Raw genomic sequence first — 16,577 nt, 5'->3', positions numbered from 1 at the left:
TCTCAGGCGGCGAGCGCACGCAACTCCCGCGCAATGGCCTCGAGTTCGGCCAGCGCTTCCCGCAGGTCGGCGGTCTCCTGCTCCTCCGCCGCGGGCGGCGGGTCGCCCAGCGGCAATTCCCCGGTCACCGCGGCCTGCGGCCCTTCATCCGTGCCGTCCCGCAGTAGCCGCTGCACGCCCTTGATCGTGTAGCCCTGGGTGTAGAGAAGGTCGGAGATGCGGCGCAGCAGCGCGATGTCCTCGGGCCGGTAGTAGCGCCGCCCCCCGCCGCGCTTTAACGGCTTGAGCTGCGGGAACTTCGTCTCCCAGAAGCGCAGGACGTGCTGCGGGATGTGCAGGTCGTCCGCCACCTCGCTGATGGTGCGGAACGCCGTCGGCGCCTTGCGCGGCTTGCCGCGCGCCTCGGCTTCGGAGACCTCGTCGCTCATTCCTCGGCCCCTACGGGTTCGTTGTTGATGCGCGCCTTGAGAACCTGGGACGGACGGAAGCTCAACACCTTTCTCGGCAGGATCGGAACCTCGACGCCCGTCTTGGGATTGCGCCCGACGCGCTGCCCCTTCTGGCGCACGAGGAAGGTGCCGAAGGCCGAGATCTTGACGGGTTCACCGGATTCGAGCGCGGCGGAGATGCGTTCGAGCACCGTCTCGAGCAGCGCCGCGCTCTCGTTCCTCGAAAGGCCGACATTGGCGTAGATCGCTTCCGCGAGCTGCGCGCGCGTCACCGTGTTCATGCCTGACATGGTCTCGCAACCCGTTATGAACGCTATGAAACCCGCGCGCCGGGGGGTGCGTCAACCGCGCTTGTCAGAAGCGGGCCAGGGCCGCGCCCCAGGTCAGGCCGCCGCCGATCGCTTCCATCACGACAAGGTCGCCAGGCCCGATGCGCCCGTCGCCGCAGGCTTCCGCCAGCGCGAGCGGGATGGAGGCGGCCGAGGTGTTGGCGTGCCGGTCCACCGTGACCACGACGCGCTCGGCCGGCAGATGCAGCTTGCGGCCCATCGCCTCGATGATGCGGAGGTTCGCCTGGTGCGGCACCAGCCAGCGCACATCGGCATGCGACATGTCGTTGGCGGCCAGCGCCTCGTCCACCACGGAGGCCAGCTTGGTGACCGCGTGGCGGAACACTTCCTTGCCGGACATGCGCAGCAGGCCGGCCCCGCCGTTCGACCCGGCGCCGCCCTCGACATGCAGGATGTCGCCGAAGCGGCCATCGGCGTGCAGGTGGCAGGACAGGATGCCGCGATCCTCCCGCGTGCCGCCATTCTCCTCCGCACGCAGCAGCACAGCGCCCGCGCCGTCGCCGAACAGCACGCAGGTGCCGCGGTCGGTCCAGTCGAGGATGCGCGAATAGACTTCCGTGCCGATGACCAGCACGCAGCGCGCCTGGCCGGCGCGGATCAGGCTGTCCGCGACGCCAAGGGCGTAGACGAAGCCGGTGCACGCCGCCGCCATGTCGAAGGCGAAGCCCTTGGTCGCGCCGATCTTGGCCTGGATGCGCACCGCGGTCGCCGGGAAGGCCGAATCGGGGGTCGAGGTCGCGACCAGGATCGCGTCCACCTCCTCCGCCGCCACGCCAGCGCGCGCGAGCGCGTCCCGGGCCGCCGCCGCGCCGAGGTCGGAGGCCGTCTGATCCGGCGCGGCCATGTGGCGGAAGCCGATGCCCGTGCGCTCGCGGATCCAGGCGTCGGAGGTCTCGAGCCCGTGCAGCGCCGCGAGTTCGTCGTTCGACAGCCGAGTCTCGGGCAGGTAGCCGCCGCAGCCGGCGATCGTCGCGCGCAGGACCATGGGCAGGCTTGCCTTCAGCGGGGCTCGGCCGGCACCCGCGGGCCGGAGGTGGACAGGCGGGTCAGGCCTTCACGGATACGCTCGTTGAAGCCGTGCGTCACCATGTCCATTGCGACATCGACGGCATGGGCGAAGCCGAGCGCATCCGTCCCGCCATGGGACTTCACGACGACGCCGTTGAGGCCGATCAGGATCGCGCCGTTGTAGCGCCGCGGGTCCATCCATTCGCGCAGCCGGTCGAGCGCCGGGCGCGCGAGCAGGTAGCCCATGCGCGCCGGCACGCTGCTCGTGAAGACCTGGCGGAGCAGGTCGCGCATCAGCTTCAGCGCGCCCTCCCCGGTCTTGAGCGCGACATTGCCCGTGAAGCCGTCGGTCACGATCACGTCCGTGGTGCCGGCCGTGATGTCGTGGCCTTCGACGAAGCCGCGGAAGTTCTGGCCGATATGCGAATCGCGCAGCGTCTCGGCGGCGTGGCGGACGCGGTCGTCGCCCTTCAGTTCCTCCGAGCCCACGTTCAGCAGGCCGATCGTCGGGTTGGTCAGGCCGAGCACGGCGCGCGCGAAGGCGTCGCCCATCACCGCGAACTCGACGAGGTTGCGCGCGTCGCACTGCACATTGGCGCCGAGGTCGAGCAGCACCACGTCGCCGCGCGCCGAGGGCCCGATGGCGGCCAGCGCCGGCCGGTCGATCTCCGGCATCGTCTTGATGACGATCTTGGCCAGCGCCATCAGCGCGCCGGTGTTGCCGGCCGAAACCACGCCCGCGGCCTCCCCGGCCGCGACGGCATCGATCGCCACGCGCATCGACGATCCGCGGATGCGCAGCGCCGCGGTGGGCTTCATGTCGCCGGAGATGCGGTCGGGCGCATGGCGCAGGCTGCACGCGCGAGCGGCACGCTTCCGCCGGGCGAGCGCGCCGGCGACCAGCGCCTCGTCGCCCACCAGCAGGAAGCGCGCATCGGGATGCCGCTCGGCAGCCAGTTCCAGCCCGTCGAGCACCGCCTCCGGTGCCGCGTCGCCACCCATGGCATCGATCGCGAGCGAGAAGGCAGGCCCCTGCTGCGCCATCGTCAGCGTTCCGGGCGCGGGGTCGGCGTCACCGCGGTCAGCCGCGGATCGTCTGGCCCACGCGCTCTGCCGCCACCACTTCGCGGCCGTCGTAGTGGCCGCAATGGGAGCAGACATGGTGCGGCCGCTTCAGTTCGCCGCAGTTCGAGCACTCCTGGTAGGAGGGGGCGCTCAGTGCCTCATGGCTGCGGCGCATGCCGCGGCGGGAGGGCGAAACCTTCTTCTTCGGAACGGCCATGGCGCCGAGCCTCTTTCATCAATACGTCAAGGATAGCGGGAGCGGGGGGCATTAGCACCCACCCCCGCGGGGCGCAAGGGACCGGTTGTGCCCGCCGGGCGCCGCGGGCGGGGCGTTCAGGCCCCCTTCGCCTTGCCGCGCAGCGCGGCCAGCGCGGCAAAGGGGCCGCTCGGCGCCGCCTCGCCCTCCCCGGCCGTCGGCAGTTCGGCGCCCGGCGCGCGCGGATAGGGGTCCAGCGCCAGGGACAATTGCTCGGCCACGGCCTCGCCCAGGTCGACCGTGCCGTCCTCGGCCTCGATTTCGTCCGGGCCCTCAGGGTCGTCGGAAGGCTCCGCGCCGGGGGGCAGGATGCGCAGCGTGATCGCCTCGCCGACCGCCTGCCGCACCGGCTCGAGCGTGACGACGCAGGTCTGCACGACCTCGGCCGACAGGCGGCCTTCGACCAGCACGGTCCCGCCGGGCTCCGGCCGCAGGCGGAGCTCCGCCGACAGGCGCTCGATGGCGGGGATGCCGAAGCGGGCGGCAAGCGCGGCGCATTCGGGGCCGCGCGCCTCGATCCGCTCCTCCCGCCCCTCGGGCGGGATGCGCGCGAGCGCGAGCGGCCGATGGAATTCAGGCTGCATCGAGCAGCCCCTCGGCCGGCAGGAAGGCGACGCGGCCGGCGACCATGGCCTCGATCCCCTGCCCCGCCAGATGCGCCGCCTGGGCGCGGGCGATCGCGGCGAGGCGGCCCGGCGCCTCCTCCGGCGCCTCGCCGCGCCAGACGTTGCGCGCCAGCGCATCGGCCAGCGCGGCCCGGTCGTCCGAATCGATCGCGGCCTCGTAGGCGAGCGACCGGCCGTGGAACGCCTCCCACATCCGCCGCACGCGCTTGCCGACCGACAGGTCGCCCACGCCCATCTCCCGCAGGTTCAGGTCCATGTCGGCGAACATCGCGTCGAATACCGCCTGGGCGAGCGCCGGCCCGCGCGCGTCGCCATCCGTGCGCAGGCGGCGGATCAGCAGGCCGACATGAAGGCTCACGAGGTCGAAGCGGCCCTCGACCGTGTCCGGAATGCCAAGCGCGGCGAACAGCGCGGGCGAGCGCGCGGCACCCACGGCGGCGCCGTAGAGTTCGAATCCGGCCCGCTCATGCGGCCGGCGGCGGAACATCCCGAGCAGTCCCATTCCCGTTCCTGGCTTCCGCACCCGGACCTTGGCGGTTGACCCGGGGGCGGCCTCATGGCTATCGCTTGGCGCGACATGGCCCGTCGAACCCACATGGTCAACGTATTCCGCGCCGCGCCGCTGCTCGTCCTGCTCGGCCTGGGCGGCTGCGCCTGGATCGGCGAGCGGATCGGCCCCGATCCCATCATGCGCGGCAACAACGTCGACGCGGAGCGGCTCAGCCAGATCACGCCGGGCGTACAGACCCGCGCGGATGTCGAGGCGCTGCTCGGCTCGCCTTCCGCCCGCGGCACCTTCGACGACGACAACTGGTACTACATCAGCGCCCGCACGCGGACGCAGCCGGGCCGCTTCCTCGAAGTCGAGGGCCAGCGCGTCGTCGCCATCTCCTTCAACCGGCAGGGCGTGGTCGCGAATGTCCGCGAGCTGACCCAGGCCGATGGCCGCGACGTGCAGATGGTCTCGCGCGAGACGCCGGTGCCCGGCAACGACCGCTCGCTGCTGCAGGCGCTGTTCGGCAATATCGGCCGGCCGGGCGTCGATCGCTCCGGCAGTGGCTCGAGCAACCCGGCGGCGATGACGCGCCGCCCGTGACCCGGCGGCCCCAGCCGGGGCCCACCCCGTCAGTCGGCTGACGCGCCCGCGACCTGCGGCTCCGCCACGCGCCGCCGCCCCTGCCAGAGCACCGCGGCGAGCGCGATGACCAGCGCCGGCACGATCGCCAGGTTCAACAGCGCCCAGCCCGCCCCCGCATGCACCGCGCCGGAGGCGAAGGCCGTGCAGGCCACGGTGCCGAAGACCAGGACGTCGTTGGTCGCCTGCGCGCGGACGCGTTCTTCCGGCGCATGCGCCGTCGCCAGCAACTGGGTCGCGCTGACGAACATGAAGTTCCAGCCGATCCCGAGCAGGATCAGCGCGACGGCGAAATGCCCGAAATCCCGCCCCAGCACGGCGACGACGGCGCAGCCGCCGGTCAGCACGGCACCCGCGACCATCACCGGCCGCAGGCCGAAGCGCGTGATGAGCCGGCCGGTGACGAACCCCGGCGCGAACATCGCGACCGCATGCAGCTGGATGACGGTGGCACTCGCGCCCACGCCGAAGCCGCAGAGCATCATCTCGAGCGGCGTCGAGGTCATCACCAGGTTCATGGTCCCATAGGCCACCATCCCGGCCACGGCGGCCGAGATGAAGGCGGGGCGGCGCATGATCTCGAGCACCGGCGTCGCCACCGCCTGGCGCGGCGGCGCGGGCGGCAGGTCCACGATGGCGAGAAGCAGGATGCAGACCGGCGGCAGCAGCGCCAGCAGCAGGTAGGTGCCCAGGAACAGGAAGGGCAGCATCATGTCCTGCGTGTGCTTCACCAGTTCCGGCCCGATCACGGCCGAGACGATCCCACCCGCCATCACCAGCGCGATGGCGCGCGGGCGATACTGGGCGGAGGCGACCTCGGCCGCCGCGAAGCGGTAGTGCTGGGAGATGCCGAAGCCGATGCCGCCCGGGATGGCGCCCAGGCAATAGATCAGGAAATCGCCCTTCCAGACGCCCGCGGCGAAGATCAGCGAGCCGGCCAGGGCGGCGAGCGCGCCGACGATGAAGCCCGTCCGCCGCCCGAGCCGCGCGAAGATGATGCCCGCGGGGATGGAGGCCGCCATGGTGGCCAGCATCTGCAAGGCCATGGGCAGGGTCGCGAGCGACTTGTCCTCGGCCAGGGAGTGGCCGATCAGCGCGCTCATCGCCACCTGGCCGATCATGCTGGCACCCATCAGCGCCTGGCAGAAGAACAGCAGCCAGACATTGCGCTTCATGCGCGCTTCGCTCGCCGACATGGTCAGAAGTGGCTCCATCCCCCCCGCGGCAACGCGAGTGGCGAGCCGTCCGGAGCGTGCACGCTAACCTCGGCGGGCCCGGCGATGAACCGGCCGATGCGCGCGACAGCCATGCCGCAGGCGGCGGCCCGGGCGGTGACCTCGGCCCGGTCGGCGGGGTCGGCCGCCAGCAGCAATTCGTAGTCGTCCCCGCCGGTCAGCAGTAGCGGCAGCAGCCCGGCATCGGCCGCCAGCAGCGCCCCCGCCGCGTCCGAGAGCGGCAGCGCGGCGGCGTCGATCACCGCCCCGCAGCCGCCGGCGCGGCACAGATGCCCAAGGTCCTGCACCAGCCCGTCGGACACATCCATACCCGCCCGCACCAGCCCGGCCAGCGCCTGCCCGAGTGCCAGCCGCGGTTCCGGCAGCCGGTAGCGCCGCGCGAGGTGCCCGGCCGTATCGGCCGGCAGCGTGCCCTGCAGCACCCGCAGGCCGAGCGCCCCATCCCCGATCGTGCCCGAGACCCAGATGTCGTCGCCCGGCCGCGCGCCGGCCCGCGTGATCACCTTCGCGGGCTCGACCGTGCCGAGGATGGTGAGCGAGAGCGAGGTCGGCCCCGGCGTCGCCGTGGTGTCGCCGCCGAGCAGCGTGAGGCCGAACAGCCGCTGGTCCTCCGCCAGCCCCGCGACGAAACCGGCGAGCCAGGCCTCGGGCATCCCGCGCGCGAGGCTGGTGGTCATCAGGTAGCCGAGCGGCGCCGCGCCCATCGCGGCGAGGTCCGACAGGTTCACCCGCAGCAGCTTGCGCCCGACCGTCCCGGGCGGATCGCCGGGCAGGTAGTGCACGCCCTCGACCATCGCATCGGCCGCGATCACCAGCCGCCGGCCGGCGGGGATGTCGAGCACGGCGGCGTCGTCGGACAGGTCGAGCGCGCCTTCCCCCGCGAGTGGCCTGAAATGGCGCGCGATCAGCGCGAATTCGGCGGGCAGGCTCACCGCGCGCGCCCGAACTCCGCCGGGCGCAGCGCATGGGCCATGGCGTCGAGCACGCCATTGGCGAAGCGGCTCGTCTCCTCGTCGAGGAAGCCGCGGACGATGTCGAGATACTCGTTGATCACGACGCGCGCCGGCGGCTCGGCGCCGGCCAGCAGTTCCGCGGCCGCGGCGCGCAGGGCGGCGCGCAGCACCGGGTCCAGCCGCTCAAGCGTCCAGTCCTTGGACAGGTGCGCGCGGATCTCGGCATCCGCCGCGTCGCCCCGCGTCGCGGCGGCGCGCAGGATCGCCTCGAACAGCGGGATGTTGGCGAGCGGCACGCGCCCTTCCTCGAAGGCCTCCTGGTCCGGGGCCTCCCCCGCGCCGATGCGGTGGCGGATGAATTGCTGCGCGACCGTCTCGGCGCTCTCGCCCGTATGCTCGGACTGGAACAGCGCCTGCACGGCGGCGACGCGCGCGCCGGTGCGCGGGCGGCCGGTCGGCTTCGGCCGGTCCTTCATCCCGCCAGCCCCCAGCGCCGCGCCAGGGCGACCTGGCCGATCACCGCATGGGCGGCCTCCGCCCCCTTGTTCATGCGGTCGTCGCGCGAGCGCGCCAGCGCCTGGTCGAGGCTGTCCACCGTCAGCAGCCCGAAGCCGATCGCCGCCGCGTGGCGGGTCGAAAGGTCCATCACGCCGTGGCAGATCGCGTCGCATATGAAGGTGTAGTGGTCGGTCTCCCCGCGCACGACGCAGCCCAGCAGCAGGTAGCCGTCCCAGCGGCGCGGCGTCGCCAGCGCCATGGCGAGCGCGGCCGGCAGCTCGTAGCCGCCGGCGACCTCGGCCACCTCGACCGCGGCGTTCACGTCGGCGAAGACACGCTGGGCGCCGGCGAGCATGCCGTCCACCACCTCCCGGTAATACGGGGCGACGATGGCGAGGATGCGCGGCGCGGGGCCGGCGAGCAGGGCGGCGCCGCGCTCGGGGGAGTCGAGAGTGCTCAAGTGGCGATGTCCGTGGGTATGGGCCGGGTCTCGACATCCTCGATCCCGTAGCCCTCGAGGCCGACGATCGGCCGCGGGTGGTTGGAAAGCCGCACCATGCGCGTCACGCCGAGGTCGGCCAGGATCTGCGCGCCGATGCCGTAGTCCCGCAGTTCCGGCGGGGCCGCGCGGCCGCGGCCGCGGCGGATCTGGTCGGACAGCCCGTCCGTGCGCCAGTCGCGCAGCAGCACGACGACGCCGCGGCCTTCCTGCGCGATGACGCGCATCGCGCCATGCAGTTCGCCGAGCGTGCGCCCGGCGACGAGGTCGTTCAGCAGCGATGCGGCGTGCATGCGCACCAGGACCGGCTCGTCCCCCGCGATGTCGCCCTTGACCAGCGCCAGGTGCTCGCCCGGGGAGACGGTGCTGGCGTAGACCACGGCGCGCCAGTCGCCGCCGATCGCCTGCGGCAGCACGCTGTCCTCGACGCGGCGCACGAGCCGCTCGGTGCGGCGGCGATGGGCGATCAGGTCGGCGATGGTGCCGAGCTTCAGCCCGTGATGCTGGGCGAAGGCGACGAGGTCGGGCATGCGCGCCATCGTCCCGTCGTCGTTCATGATCTCGCAGATCACGCCCGCCGGGTTGAGGCCGGCCAGGCGCGCGAAATCCACCGCGGCTTCCGTGTGCCCGGCGCGGACCAGCGTGCCGCCTTCGCGCGCGACCAGCGGGAAGACATGGCCCGGCGTGACGATGTGTTCGCGCCCCAGTTCCGGATTGATGGCGACGGTGACGGTCCGCGCGCGGTCGGCGGCCGAGATGCCGGTCGTCACGCCCTCGCGCGCCTCGATCGAGACGGTGAAGGCGGTCTGGTGCCGCGTGCCGTTCGACTGCGCCATCAGCGGCAGGCCGAGTTGCTCGACCCGCTGCTGCGTCATGGCGAGGCAGATCAGCCCGCGGGCGTGCTTGGCCATGAAGTTGATCGCGTCCGGCGTCGCGAACTGGGCGGGGATGACGAGGTCGCCCTCATTCTCCCGGTCCTCGTCGTCCACCAGGACGAACATCCGCCCGCGGCGCGCTTCCTCGAGCAGTTCCTCGGTCGGCGCGATGAAATCGTGGAAACCCGTGCGGACCGGCCCGCCTGCCGTGCTGGCGCTCATCGCGCATACTCCCGGAGCCGCGCGACGTAGCGCGCCATCATGTCGGCCTCGATGTTCACGCGGTCGCCGGGCTGCAGCGTGCCGAAAGTGGTGACCGAGGCAGTGTGGGGGATGATGTTGACCCCGAACACCTCCCCGTCAACCTCGTTGACCGTCAGGGACACGCCGTCGATCGCGACCGAGCCCTTGGGCGCGATGTAGGGCGCGATCGCGGCGGGGACGCGGAAGCGCCAGCGGACCGAGGCATTCTCGGGCGTGGCGGAGACCACCTCCCCCACCCCGTCGACATGGCCGGCGACGAGGTGGCCGCCCAGCTCGTCCCCGACGCGGAGCGCCCGTTCCAGGTTGACCCGCGCGCCCGCCTTCCAGGTGCCGAGCGTGGTCTTGGCCACCGTCTCGGCCGAGCAATCGACCGAGAAGGCATCCGCCGCCAGATGCACCACCGTCAGGCAGACGCCCGAGCACGCGATGGAGGCGCCGATCACAGCCGGCGTCGGCCCGGCGAGGAAATCCGGCGCGGTGCCGATGACGAGCCGCAAATCGTGCCCGCCGCCGATCGGCTGCACCTCCCGCACCGTGCCGAGCGCGGTCACGATCCCGGTGAACATCAGGGGGCCTCCAGCCGTTCGAACTCGGTGAGCACATCGGCGCCAAGGGGCCTGACGGCAACCCGGCGGAAGCGGGGCATGGCGGCAAGTGCCGCGAGGCGCAAGCCCTCGGCGGCCGGAAGCCCTTCCGCGCCCATCACGCCGGGGGCATGGAACCAGGCCAGCCGGTCGACCACGCCCGCGCGCAGCAGCCCCGCGGCAAGGCCCGCGCCGCCTTCGGCCAGCACGCGCGTCACGCCGCGCCGCGCCAGGGCCGAGAGCAGCGCGCGCAGGTCGAGCCCGCCCCCTTCCGCCCCCGGCACGGTCAGCACCGCGACCCCGGCGGCGATGAAGGGCGAAAGGGCCGCCGGCGGATGGCCCGGCGCCGTGACGATGCAGGACGGCGCGCTGCCGGCGGTCGCGACGATCCGCGCCGTGGGCGGCGTGCGCAGCCGGGCGTCGGCGACGACGCGCAGCATGGGCACGCGCTCCATCCCCGGGATGCGGCAGGTCAGGTCCGGATCGTCGGCGATCACGGTGCCGGACCCCACCAGCACCGCGTCGTGCCGGGCGCGCATGGCATGCACCGCGCGCCGCGCCTCGGGGCCGGTGATCCAGCGGCTTTCGCCCGTGGCCGTCGCGATGCGGCCGTCGAGCGTGGTGGCGAGCTTCAGCGTGACGATGGGCAGGCCCGCTTCGATGCGGCGGAAGAAGCCGGCGTTGAGCGCGCGGGCCTCGGCCTCGCAGAGACCTTCCTCGACCAGGATGGCGGCGGCGCGGAGCCGTTCGAGGCCGCGGCCGTTCACCCGGGGGTCCGGGTCCCGCATCGCCACCACCACGCGGGCGATGCCGGCGGCTTCCAGCGCCTCGCAGCAGGGCGGCGTGCGGCCGTGATGGGAACAGGGTTCAAGGGTGACATAGGCGGTCGCACCCCGGGCCCTGGCCCCCGCGCGGCGCAGTGCCTCGGTTTCCGCATGCGGGCGGCCGCCGGGCTGGGTCCAGCCGCGGCCGACCACCTGGCCATGGCGCACCAGCACGCAGCCCACGGCCGGGTTGGGCCAGGCATTGCCGAGGCCGCGGCGGGCCAGCGCCAGGGCGGCGCGCATGTGGTTGAGGTCGTCTGACATGGGTCGCCGGCCGCTTGTCCCGCAGGGCGGGGGCGCCGGCAAGCGCCGCTAGCGGACCACCCGGGTCAATTGCAGCAGCGACAGGAGCGCCGAGGCGAGATAGGTCAACGCCGCCGCCCACAGCACGGACCGCGCCGCCGCGACGTCGGGGCCGGCGAGATACCCGCCGCGGTCGATCGCCGGCAGGGCCCGGGTGAAGGAGGCGTCGAACTCCAGCGGCAGGGTGACCATCTGCACGAGGATCGACAGGCCGAAGACGGCAACGGCGAGCAGGATCGACGGAAGCACGAGGTGACCCGCCCCGGCCACCGCGCCGCCGAAGGGCAGCACCGTCATCAGCGCGATGGCGACGGCGCGCAGCGGAACGACGATGCGCATCAGCGCCAGGCGTAGCCCGAACAGCCGCGCCCCGTCGCGATGCTGCACGGCGTGCGCGACCTCATGCGCCGCGACCGCGACCGCGGTGACGGAACGGCCGTCGAGATGTTCCGGGGAAAGGCGGACGGCGGGCGCGGCGGGATCGTAGCGGTCGCCCTCATCCGTCGGCTCGACCGCGACGTGATGCAGCCCGGCCTCGTCCAGCAGGTGGCGGGCCAGTTCGCCGCCCGTGCCGGGCAGGTCCGGACGGTCGGCGCCGTGCCGGGCCATGATCCAGCGGACATAGGCCATGGGGCCGAAGACCAGCCCGAGCAGCAGCAGGACCGCCGCCGGAACCATCGCGGGTGGCTAGTCCTTGCCGCCCAGCTCGCCCAGGAAGGCCTGGAAGTCCTTCGCCTCGCCGAAATTGCGGTAGACGCTGGCGAAGCGGACATAGGCGACCTGGTCGAGCGCCTTGAGGCTTTCCATCACGATCTCGCCGATCTTGCGCGACGGGATCTCCGTCTCGCCCTCGGTCTCGAGGCGGCGCTGGATGGAATTCACCAGCCGCTCGATCCGGTCCTCGTCCACCGGGCGCTTGCGAAGGGCCACGCGGATCGACCGGGCGAGCTTCTCCCGGTCGAAGGGCACGCGGCGGCCATCGGTCTTGAGCACCGTGATCTCGCGCAGCTGCACCCGCTCGAAGGTCGTGAAGCGCGCCCCGCAGGACGCGCAGGCCCGCCGGCGACGGATCGCCGCGGCGTCCTCGGCCGGGCGGCTGTCCTTCACCTGCGTGTCCTCGGCGCCGCAGAAGGGGCACTTCATCGGGCGGGGTGCCTCAGGCCGGGTAGACGGGGAAGCGGCGGCAGAGTTCCAGCACCTTGGCCTTGACCGCCGTCTCGACCGCGGTGTTGACGCCATCGGCGTTCGACGCGGCCGCACCGTCCAGCACCTCGCCGATCAGGCGGCCGACGGCGCGGAATTCATCCGTGCCGAAGCCGCGCGTCGTGCCCGCGGGCGTGCCGAGCCGCACGCCGGAGGTGACCATCGGCTTCTCGGGGTCGAAGGGGATGGCGTTCTTGTTGCAGGTCAGGTGGGCGCGGTTGAGCGCGGCTTCGGCGATCTTGCCGTTCAGCTTCTTGGGGCGCAGGTCCACCAGCAGCAGGTGGTTGTCGGTGCCGCCGGTGACGAGGTCGAGGCCCTGGCCCTTCAGTTCCTCGGCCAGCGCCTTGGCGTTCGCGACGATCTGCGCGGCATAGGCGCGGAACTCCGGCCGCAGCGCTTCGCCAAAGGCGACCGCCTTGGCGGCGATCACGTGCATCAGCGGGCCGCCCTGCAGGCCAGGGAAGACGGCGCTGTTGAACTTCTTCGCCAGCGCCTCGTCATTCGTGAGGATCATGCCCCCGCGCGGGCCGCGCAGCGTCTTGTGCGTGGTGGTGGTCACCACATGCGCGTGCGGGAAGGGCGAATCATGCGCGCCGCCGGCCACCAGGCCCGCGAAATGCGCCATGTCCACCATGAAATAGGCGCCGACCTCGTCCGCGATGGCGCGGAAGCCGGCGAAGTCCCAGGCGCGCGCATAGGCCGAGCCGCCGGCGATGATCAGCTTCGGCTTCGATTCGAGGGCGATCCGGCGGACCTCCGCCATGTCGATCCGCTGGTCGTCGCGCCGCACCGTGTAGGGGACGGGCTTGAACCACTTGCCGGACTGGTTGGCGGGGGATCCGTGGGTCAGGTGCCCGCCGGCGGCGAGGTCCAGGCCCATGAAGGTGTCGCCCGGCTGCAGCAGCGCCAGGAAGACGGCCTGGTTCGCCTGCGCGCCCGAATGGGGCTGCACATTGGCGAAGCCGCAGCCGAACAGCTTCGTCGCGCGCTCGATCGCCAGGCGCTCGGCGATGTCCACCGCCTCGCAGCCGCCATAGTAGCGGCGGCCGGGATAGCCCTCGGCGTACTTGTTCGTCAGCACGCTGCCCTGGGCCTCGAGCACGGCGCGGGAGACGATGTTCTCGCTCGCGATCAGCTCGATGCCGTCCTGCTGGCGTTCCAGTTCCTGCGCCACGGCGGCGGCGAGGTCCGGGTCCGCCACGGCGAGCGAGGCGGTGAAGAAGGAGGCGGCGGGCGCGACGCCGGCGGAGGGTCCGTCTGGCGCGCGGAGGGGTGCGGGGGCGGGGCGGATCATGCGGGCGGTTGTGCGCCGGGCGGGTTCAGCTTGGCAAGGCGGCGGTCGTGGCGTCCGCCCTCATAGGGCGTGGCGAGGAAGGCGCGGAGGGCGTCGAGCGCCGTTTCGACGCCGATGGTGCGCGCCCCGAAGCAGGCAACGTTCGCATTGTTGTGAGCGCGTGTAAGCCGCGCCTCGGTCGAATCGTGCAGCACGGCCGCGCGGATGGCGGGGTGGCGGTTGGCGGCGATGGCCATGCCGATGCCGGAGCCACAGACGAGGATGCCGAAGGGGGACTTCCCTGACGCGACCAGTTCGCATACGGAATGGGCGTAGTCAGGGTAGTCGACGGACTCGGGCCCGTGGGTTCCGAGATCTTGGATGGCATGGCCCTCGGCTTCGAGCGCCGCCCTGATGGCGAGCTTGAGCGCGAGGCCGGCGTGGTCGGAGGCGATGGGTAGCGGCGGATGTTCCATGACCTGCCAGGCGTTGGAGAATTGAGGTGCGGTTCTGGCACCGGGACGCGAAGGACGCCAGCGCGTGACGGCCATTCGGCGCCGGTACGAGACGCGCCGTGATGTCCGCGGTTTCGCGCACCTACGTGATATGCACAACGGCAAGATCAGGGAGCAATCTTGTTTGCGACTACCTTGACGGAACCGGACGCCTGGGCCGGCCGGCAGAATTCCTCAATCCAGATATTGTTCGCAACGGAGCGTACGGAAAGCGCTTTCCATTTGATTTGAAAGTTTCGTTGTCCGACTACCTTTCCTGGCTCAAGAAAAATCAAATCACATCGAACGGTATATTCGGCATCAAGCTTCTTTATGAGGATTTCGAATATCTGGGGCAATTCACAGATATTTGTAGCATGATTCGAAATGCCACGATCGTACGACTGACGCGCCGGAAGAAGCTGTCCCAGGCGATCTCATACTTCATGGCCGTCGAGACAGGCCAATGGATCGCAAGTGACCCCGGACTGAAGCCGCCCGATGAAGTCGAATACGATCAGCAGAAGATCGAGCGATACATGACCATGTTGGCCCGACAGGATGCGAGCTGGGATACCGCCCTGGACTGCCTCGGTTGTTCCGCGCTCCATTGGTCGTTTGAGTCTTTTGTAGCCGATCCATCGGCGCATATTTCAAGTCTTGCTGCGGAATTGGATGTAAATCTGGCGGATGTCTCCATCAAGACAGCCCTGGTGCCTCAAGCCACGGAAACGTCAAGGGCATTCCTGGCTCGCTACCGCTCGGACTACGCCGCGCAGCAGCGTTCGGCGGACTCCGTCGAATACGAACACCTGACGTTCGATCGCTGAACGTGCCGGACCTCGCGAGGGCTTCGACGCATGCATCTGGTGACGATCACGCACAGCCCCGAGCTTCACGCACTTCGCCTGCAGGCGCGATCCATCGCCCGCTTCGTCGAGCAGGACGCCGCGACCTCGGTTACGGTCATCTGCAACGAGCCGGACTTCCACGCATTCCGTGCGGGCTTCGAGGCGGAGGTGCTGCCCGAGTACGGCGTGCATCGGACGAACCTGACGCTCGCGCATCGTAGCGCGCTCGCACACCCCGCCAGTTGGCAGCATGGCTGGCGGTCGCAGCAATTGCTGAAGATGCTGGCTGCGCGGCATCTGCCGGACGGCGTGATGCTGGTTCTCGATTCCAAGAACCACTTCATCCGACCGATCGGGCGCGAGAGTTATGTGACGGACAGCGGCCTGCTGCGCGTCTGGCAGGCGCAGCATCGCGGGCACATGGAGCCGTACTTCCGTGCGTCGATGGAAGCCTTCGACCTTCCGGTCGAGCCGCATATCGACGCGTGGACCCCGACGGTCACGCCTTTTCCGCTGCCAGTGGAGGATGTCCGCGGCTGCCTGGACGCTCTCCTCGCGCGCTTCGGAACAGACTTCTTCGATCGCTTCCTGCACTGGGAGTGCCGGATGACGGAGTTCTTCCTCATCGGCGCCCATCAGATCCGCACGCATGGAAGCCTGGCGGCGCGCTTCGCGTTCGGTCGTCCGAACAGTGCGATTCTTTTTCGCGACAAGGTGGAAGACGCGAACCGCTTCGGTGCCGTGATGTTCGCGGCGTCGCAGTCTCATTCATTGAGCTTCGCAATACACCACGCCGCATTGGACCATCTATCCGATGAGCAACGTGGCGCCGTCGCCTCGTTCTGGATGGGTCTTGGACTCGTCCCGGATCGCGAGGATGCAGAGCAGTTCCTACGAAATCCCTATTCTGTCGCACCCTGACCGCATCGATGGGCAGCCCGCGCGATGAAGTTTGCGCGAGGGACAGCCTAGCGCTTGCGGAACTCATTTTGGCAGTGCACCAAACGCTAGCAGTTTTGGAAGTGGTGCCCTGATCGTGACGAGCCAAGTGCCCGAACCCGCTGCCAGGAGGGCGCATATTCGCCGCGATCTCGAGGGTGGACTAGTCCACCACGTCCGCAAGGGACTCATCGGCGGCATCAACCGTGAGCGACAAGGTCATGTCCGCTTTCTCCAGATCGGTGGAAATGATGGTGTGCTGGCGGACCCGCTGTTCGGCTGGCACAAGGAACATCCCTGGACTGGCGCTATCGTCGAACCAGTTCCCAATTACTTCGCGAAGCTGAAATCCCTGCACGCGGACCGAAGCGGCATTCAACTCTTCCAGTGCGCCGTGTCGGACACGCCTGGGGAGTTGACGCTTTGGTTCGTCGGCTCGCGCGCCGCTTCTCGCTACCCAGATTGGACGCAGGGTCTCGCATCAAGCAGCCGCGAACATCTTCTGCGACACGGCGTAGCACATGAGGATTGCGAGCAAATCGTCGTTCCGACGAAGACGCCGGAGCAGATCTGCGCAGAAGCGTCGTTCGAGCGCATTGACCTAATGTGCATCGACGTCGAGGGGCATGAACTGCCGATCCTGCGCGCGTTTCCTTTCGAACGCGTCCGGCCTGCGATCACGATTTTCGAGGCTTGGCACATGGATGATGCGACGCGCGCAACGCTCCGCGATGTGCTCGACCCGAAGGGGCTGCAACTCTTCTTCCTCGGCGAGGATGGCTACGCAGTCGATCGCGACGACTTCGTTCGCACCGGACTACTCAGGGAACTCGAGGAGTACCCGCCGGTGATCAGCAGAATACTTGCTTCGCCCTGAGTAGATCGACGTAGGC

22 protein-coding genes are annotated in these 16,577 nt (G+C 70.5%); 4 read left to right on the top strand and 18 right to left on the bottom strand.

Translation table 11 applies throughout. The features are described from left to right. Nucleotides 1-2: 2 nt before the first annotated feature. The 7 genes from J5Y09_RS04630 to J5Y09_RS04600 all read right to left on the bottom strand — a co-directional run bounded on the left by J5Y09_RS04630 (nt 3) and on the right by J5Y09_RS04600 (nt 4,256). Nucleotides 3-428 (bottom strand): MerR family transcriptional regulator, encoded by a 426-nt coding sequence (locus J5Y09_RS04630; protein WP_209350584.1) that lies wholly within the window; start codon nt 426-428, stop codon nt 3-5. Beyond that, a complete protein-coding gene (locus J5Y09_RS04625) occupies nt 425-730 on the bottom strand; it encodes an integration host factor subunit alpha (RefSeq protein ID WP_432761229.1) in 306 nt (101 codons plus the stop codon). Before J5Y09_RS04625 ends, J5Y09_RS04630 begins: the two co-directional genes overlap by 4 nt. A 73-nt stretch (nt 731-803) precedes the next feature. Next, nucleotides 804-1,784, bottom strand: a complete 981-nt coding sequence (locus J5Y09_RS04620) for a beta-ketoacyl-ACP synthase III (RefSeq protein WP_280845164.1) — start codon at nt 1,782-1,784, stop codon at nt 804-806. A gap of 14 nt (nt 1,785-1,798) precedes the next feature. Continuing rightward, nucleotides 1,799-2,851, bottom strand: a complete 1,053-nt coding sequence (gene plsX, locus J5Y09_RS04615; RefSeq protein ID WP_209350582.1) for a phosphate acyltransferase PlsX — start codon at nt 2,849-2,851, stop codon at nt 1,799-1,801. 37 nt (nt 2,852-2,888) lie between these two features. Further along, nucleotides 2,889-3,089: a 50S ribosomal protein L32 gene (gene rpmF / locus J5Y09_RS04610; RefSeq protein WP_198375697.1), complete on the bottom strand. Its 201-nt coding sequence runs from the start codon at nt 3,087-3,089 to the stop codon at nt 2,889-2,891. A gap of 116 nt (nt 3,090-3,205) precedes the next feature. After that, complete coding sequence (locus J5Y09_RS04605) at nt 3,206-3,712, bottom strand: YceD family protein (RefSeq protein WP_209350581.1); 507 nt, start codon at nt 3,710-3,712, stop codon at nt 3,206-3,208. Then, nucleotides 3,702-4,256 (bottom strand): ubiquinol-cytochrome C chaperone family protein, encoded by a 555-nt coding sequence (locus tag J5Y09_RS04600; RefSeq protein WP_209350580.1) that lies wholly within the window; start codon nt 4,254-4,256, stop codon nt 3,702-3,704. The genes J5Y09_RS04605 and J5Y09_RS04600 overlap by 11 nt, the downstream gene beginning before the upstream one ends. A gap of 75 nt (nt 4,257-4,331) precedes the next feature. Here J5Y09_RS04600 and J5Y09_RS04595 point away from each other — a divergent pair, with 75 nt between their 5' ends. After that, nucleotides 4,332-4,850 (top strand): outer membrane protein assembly factor BamE, encoded by a 519-nt coding sequence (locus tag J5Y09_RS04595; protein WP_209350579.1) that lies wholly within the window; start codon nt 4,332-4,334, stop codon nt 4,848-4,850. A 29-nt stretch (nt 4,851-4,879) separates the two neighbouring features. Here J5Y09_RS04595 and J5Y09_RS04590 read toward each other — a convergent pair whose 3' ends face one another. The 11 genes from J5Y09_RS04590 to rpiB are packed head-to-tail and all read right to left on the bottom strand — an operon-like array spanning nt 4,880 to nt 13,951. After that, nucleotides 4,880-6,064: an MFS transporter gene (locus J5Y09_RS04590; RefSeq protein WP_245216840.1), complete on the bottom strand. Its 1,185-nt coding sequence runs from the start codon at nt 6,062-6,064 to the stop codon at nt 4,880-4,882. A 23-nt stretch (nt 6,065-6,087) separates the two neighbouring features. Beyond that, a complete protein-coding gene (gene thiL, locus J5Y09_RS04585; RefSeq protein ID WP_209350577.1) occupies nt 6,088-7,056 on the bottom strand; it encodes a thiamine-phosphate kinase in 969 nt (322 codons plus the stop codon). Further along, nucleotides 7,053-7,553: a transcription antitermination factor NusB gene (gene nusB, locus J5Y09_RS04580; protein WP_209350576.1), complete on the bottom strand. Its 501-nt coding sequence runs from the start codon at nt 7,551-7,553 to the stop codon at nt 7,053-7,055. The genes thiL and nusB overlap by 4 nt, the downstream gene beginning before the upstream one ends. Beyond that, entirely contained in the window at nt 7,550-8,035 is a 486-nt protein-coding gene (ribH, locus tag J5Y09_RS04575) for a 6,7-dimethyl-8-ribityllumazine synthase (protein ID WP_209350575.1), read from the bottom strand. The genes nusB and ribH overlap by 4 nt, the downstream gene beginning before the upstream one ends. Further along, nucleotides 8,032-9,171 (bottom strand): 3,4-dihydroxy-2-butanone-4-phosphate synthase, encoded by a 1,140-nt coding sequence (gene ribB, locus J5Y09_RS04570; protein WP_209350574.1) that lies wholly within the window; start codon nt 9,169-9,171, stop codon nt 8,032-8,034. The genes ribH and ribB overlap by 4 nt, the downstream gene beginning before the upstream one ends. Beyond that, the gene (locus J5Y09_RS04565) at nt 9,168-9,779 is read right to left on the bottom strand and encodes a riboflavin synthase (protein ID WP_209350573.1); all 612 of its coding nucleotides are present in this window, start codon (nt 9,777-9,779) and stop codon (nt 9,168-9,170) included. The genes ribB and J5Y09_RS04565 overlap by 4 nt, the downstream gene beginning before the upstream one ends. Then, nucleotides 9,779-10,885, bottom strand: coding sequence for a bifunctional diaminohydroxyphosphoribosylaminopyrimidine deaminase/5-amino-6-(5-phosphoribosylamino)uracil reductase RibD (ribD, locus tag J5Y09_RS04560; protein ID WP_209350572.1), 1,107 nt, complete (start codon nt 10,883-10,885; stop codon nt 9,779-9,781). Before ribD ends, J5Y09_RS04565 begins: the two co-directional genes overlap by 1 nt. Before the next feature lie 48 nt (nt 10,886-10,933). After that, nucleotides 10,934-11,602 (bottom strand): zinc metallopeptidase, encoded by a 669-nt coding sequence (locus J5Y09_RS04555; protein ID WP_209350571.1) that lies wholly within the window; start codon nt 11,600-11,602, stop codon nt 10,934-10,936. A 9-nt stretch (nt 11,603-11,611) separates the two neighbouring features. Further along, complete coding sequence (nrdR, locus tag J5Y09_RS04550; RefSeq protein ID WP_209350570.1) at nt 11,612-12,067, bottom strand: transcriptional regulator NrdR; 456 nt, start codon at nt 12,065-12,067, stop codon at nt 11,612-11,614. Nucleotides 12,068-12,080: 13 nt separating this feature from the next. Next, a complete protein-coding gene (gene glyA, locus J5Y09_RS04545; protein ID WP_209350569.1) occupies nt 12,081-13,421 on the bottom strand; it encodes a serine hydroxymethyltransferase in 1,341 nt (446 codons plus the stop codon). Then, nucleotides 13,418-13,951: a ribose 5-phosphate isomerase B gene (rpiB, locus tag J5Y09_RS04540; RefSeq protein ID WP_432761228.1), complete on the bottom strand. Its 534-nt coding sequence runs from the start codon at nt 13,949-13,951 to the stop codon at nt 13,418-13,420. Before rpiB ends, glyA begins: the two co-directional genes overlap by 4 nt. Before the next feature lie 26 nt (nt 13,952-13,977). Here rpiB and J5Y09_RS04535 point away from each other — a divergent pair, with 26 nt between their 5' ends. From J5Y09_RS04535 to J5Y09_RS04525, 3 genes are all read left to right on the top strand, one after another. Then, entirely contained in the window at nt 13,978-14,724 is a 747-nt protein-coding gene (locus J5Y09_RS04535; protein WP_209350568.1) for a Stf0 family sulfotransferase, read from the top strand. 30 nt (nt 14,725-14,754) lie between these two features. Continuing rightward, complete coding sequence (locus tag J5Y09_RS04530; protein WP_209350567.1) at nt 14,755-15,666, top strand: DUF6492 family protein; 912 nt, start codon at nt 14,755-14,757, stop codon at nt 15,664-15,666. 115 nt (nt 15,667-15,781) lie between these two features. Further along, the gene (locus J5Y09_RS04525; protein WP_209350566.1) at nt 15,782-16,561 is read left to right on the top strand and encodes an FkbM family methyltransferase; all 780 of its coding nucleotides are present in this window, start codon (nt 15,782-15,784) and stop codon (nt 16,559-16,561) included. The last annotated feature ends 16 nt before the right edge of the window (nt 16,562-16,577 follow it).

The sequence above is a fragment of the Roseomonas nitratireducens genome (assembly GCF_017813355.1).
GTDB lineage: Bacteria > Pseudomonadota > Alphaproteobacteria > Acetobacterales > Acetobacteraceae > Neoroseomonas > Neoroseomonas nitratireducens.
The sequence above is the reverse complement of the archived record's forward strand: the minus strand, read 5'-3'. Positions and strand labels throughout refer to the sequence as shown.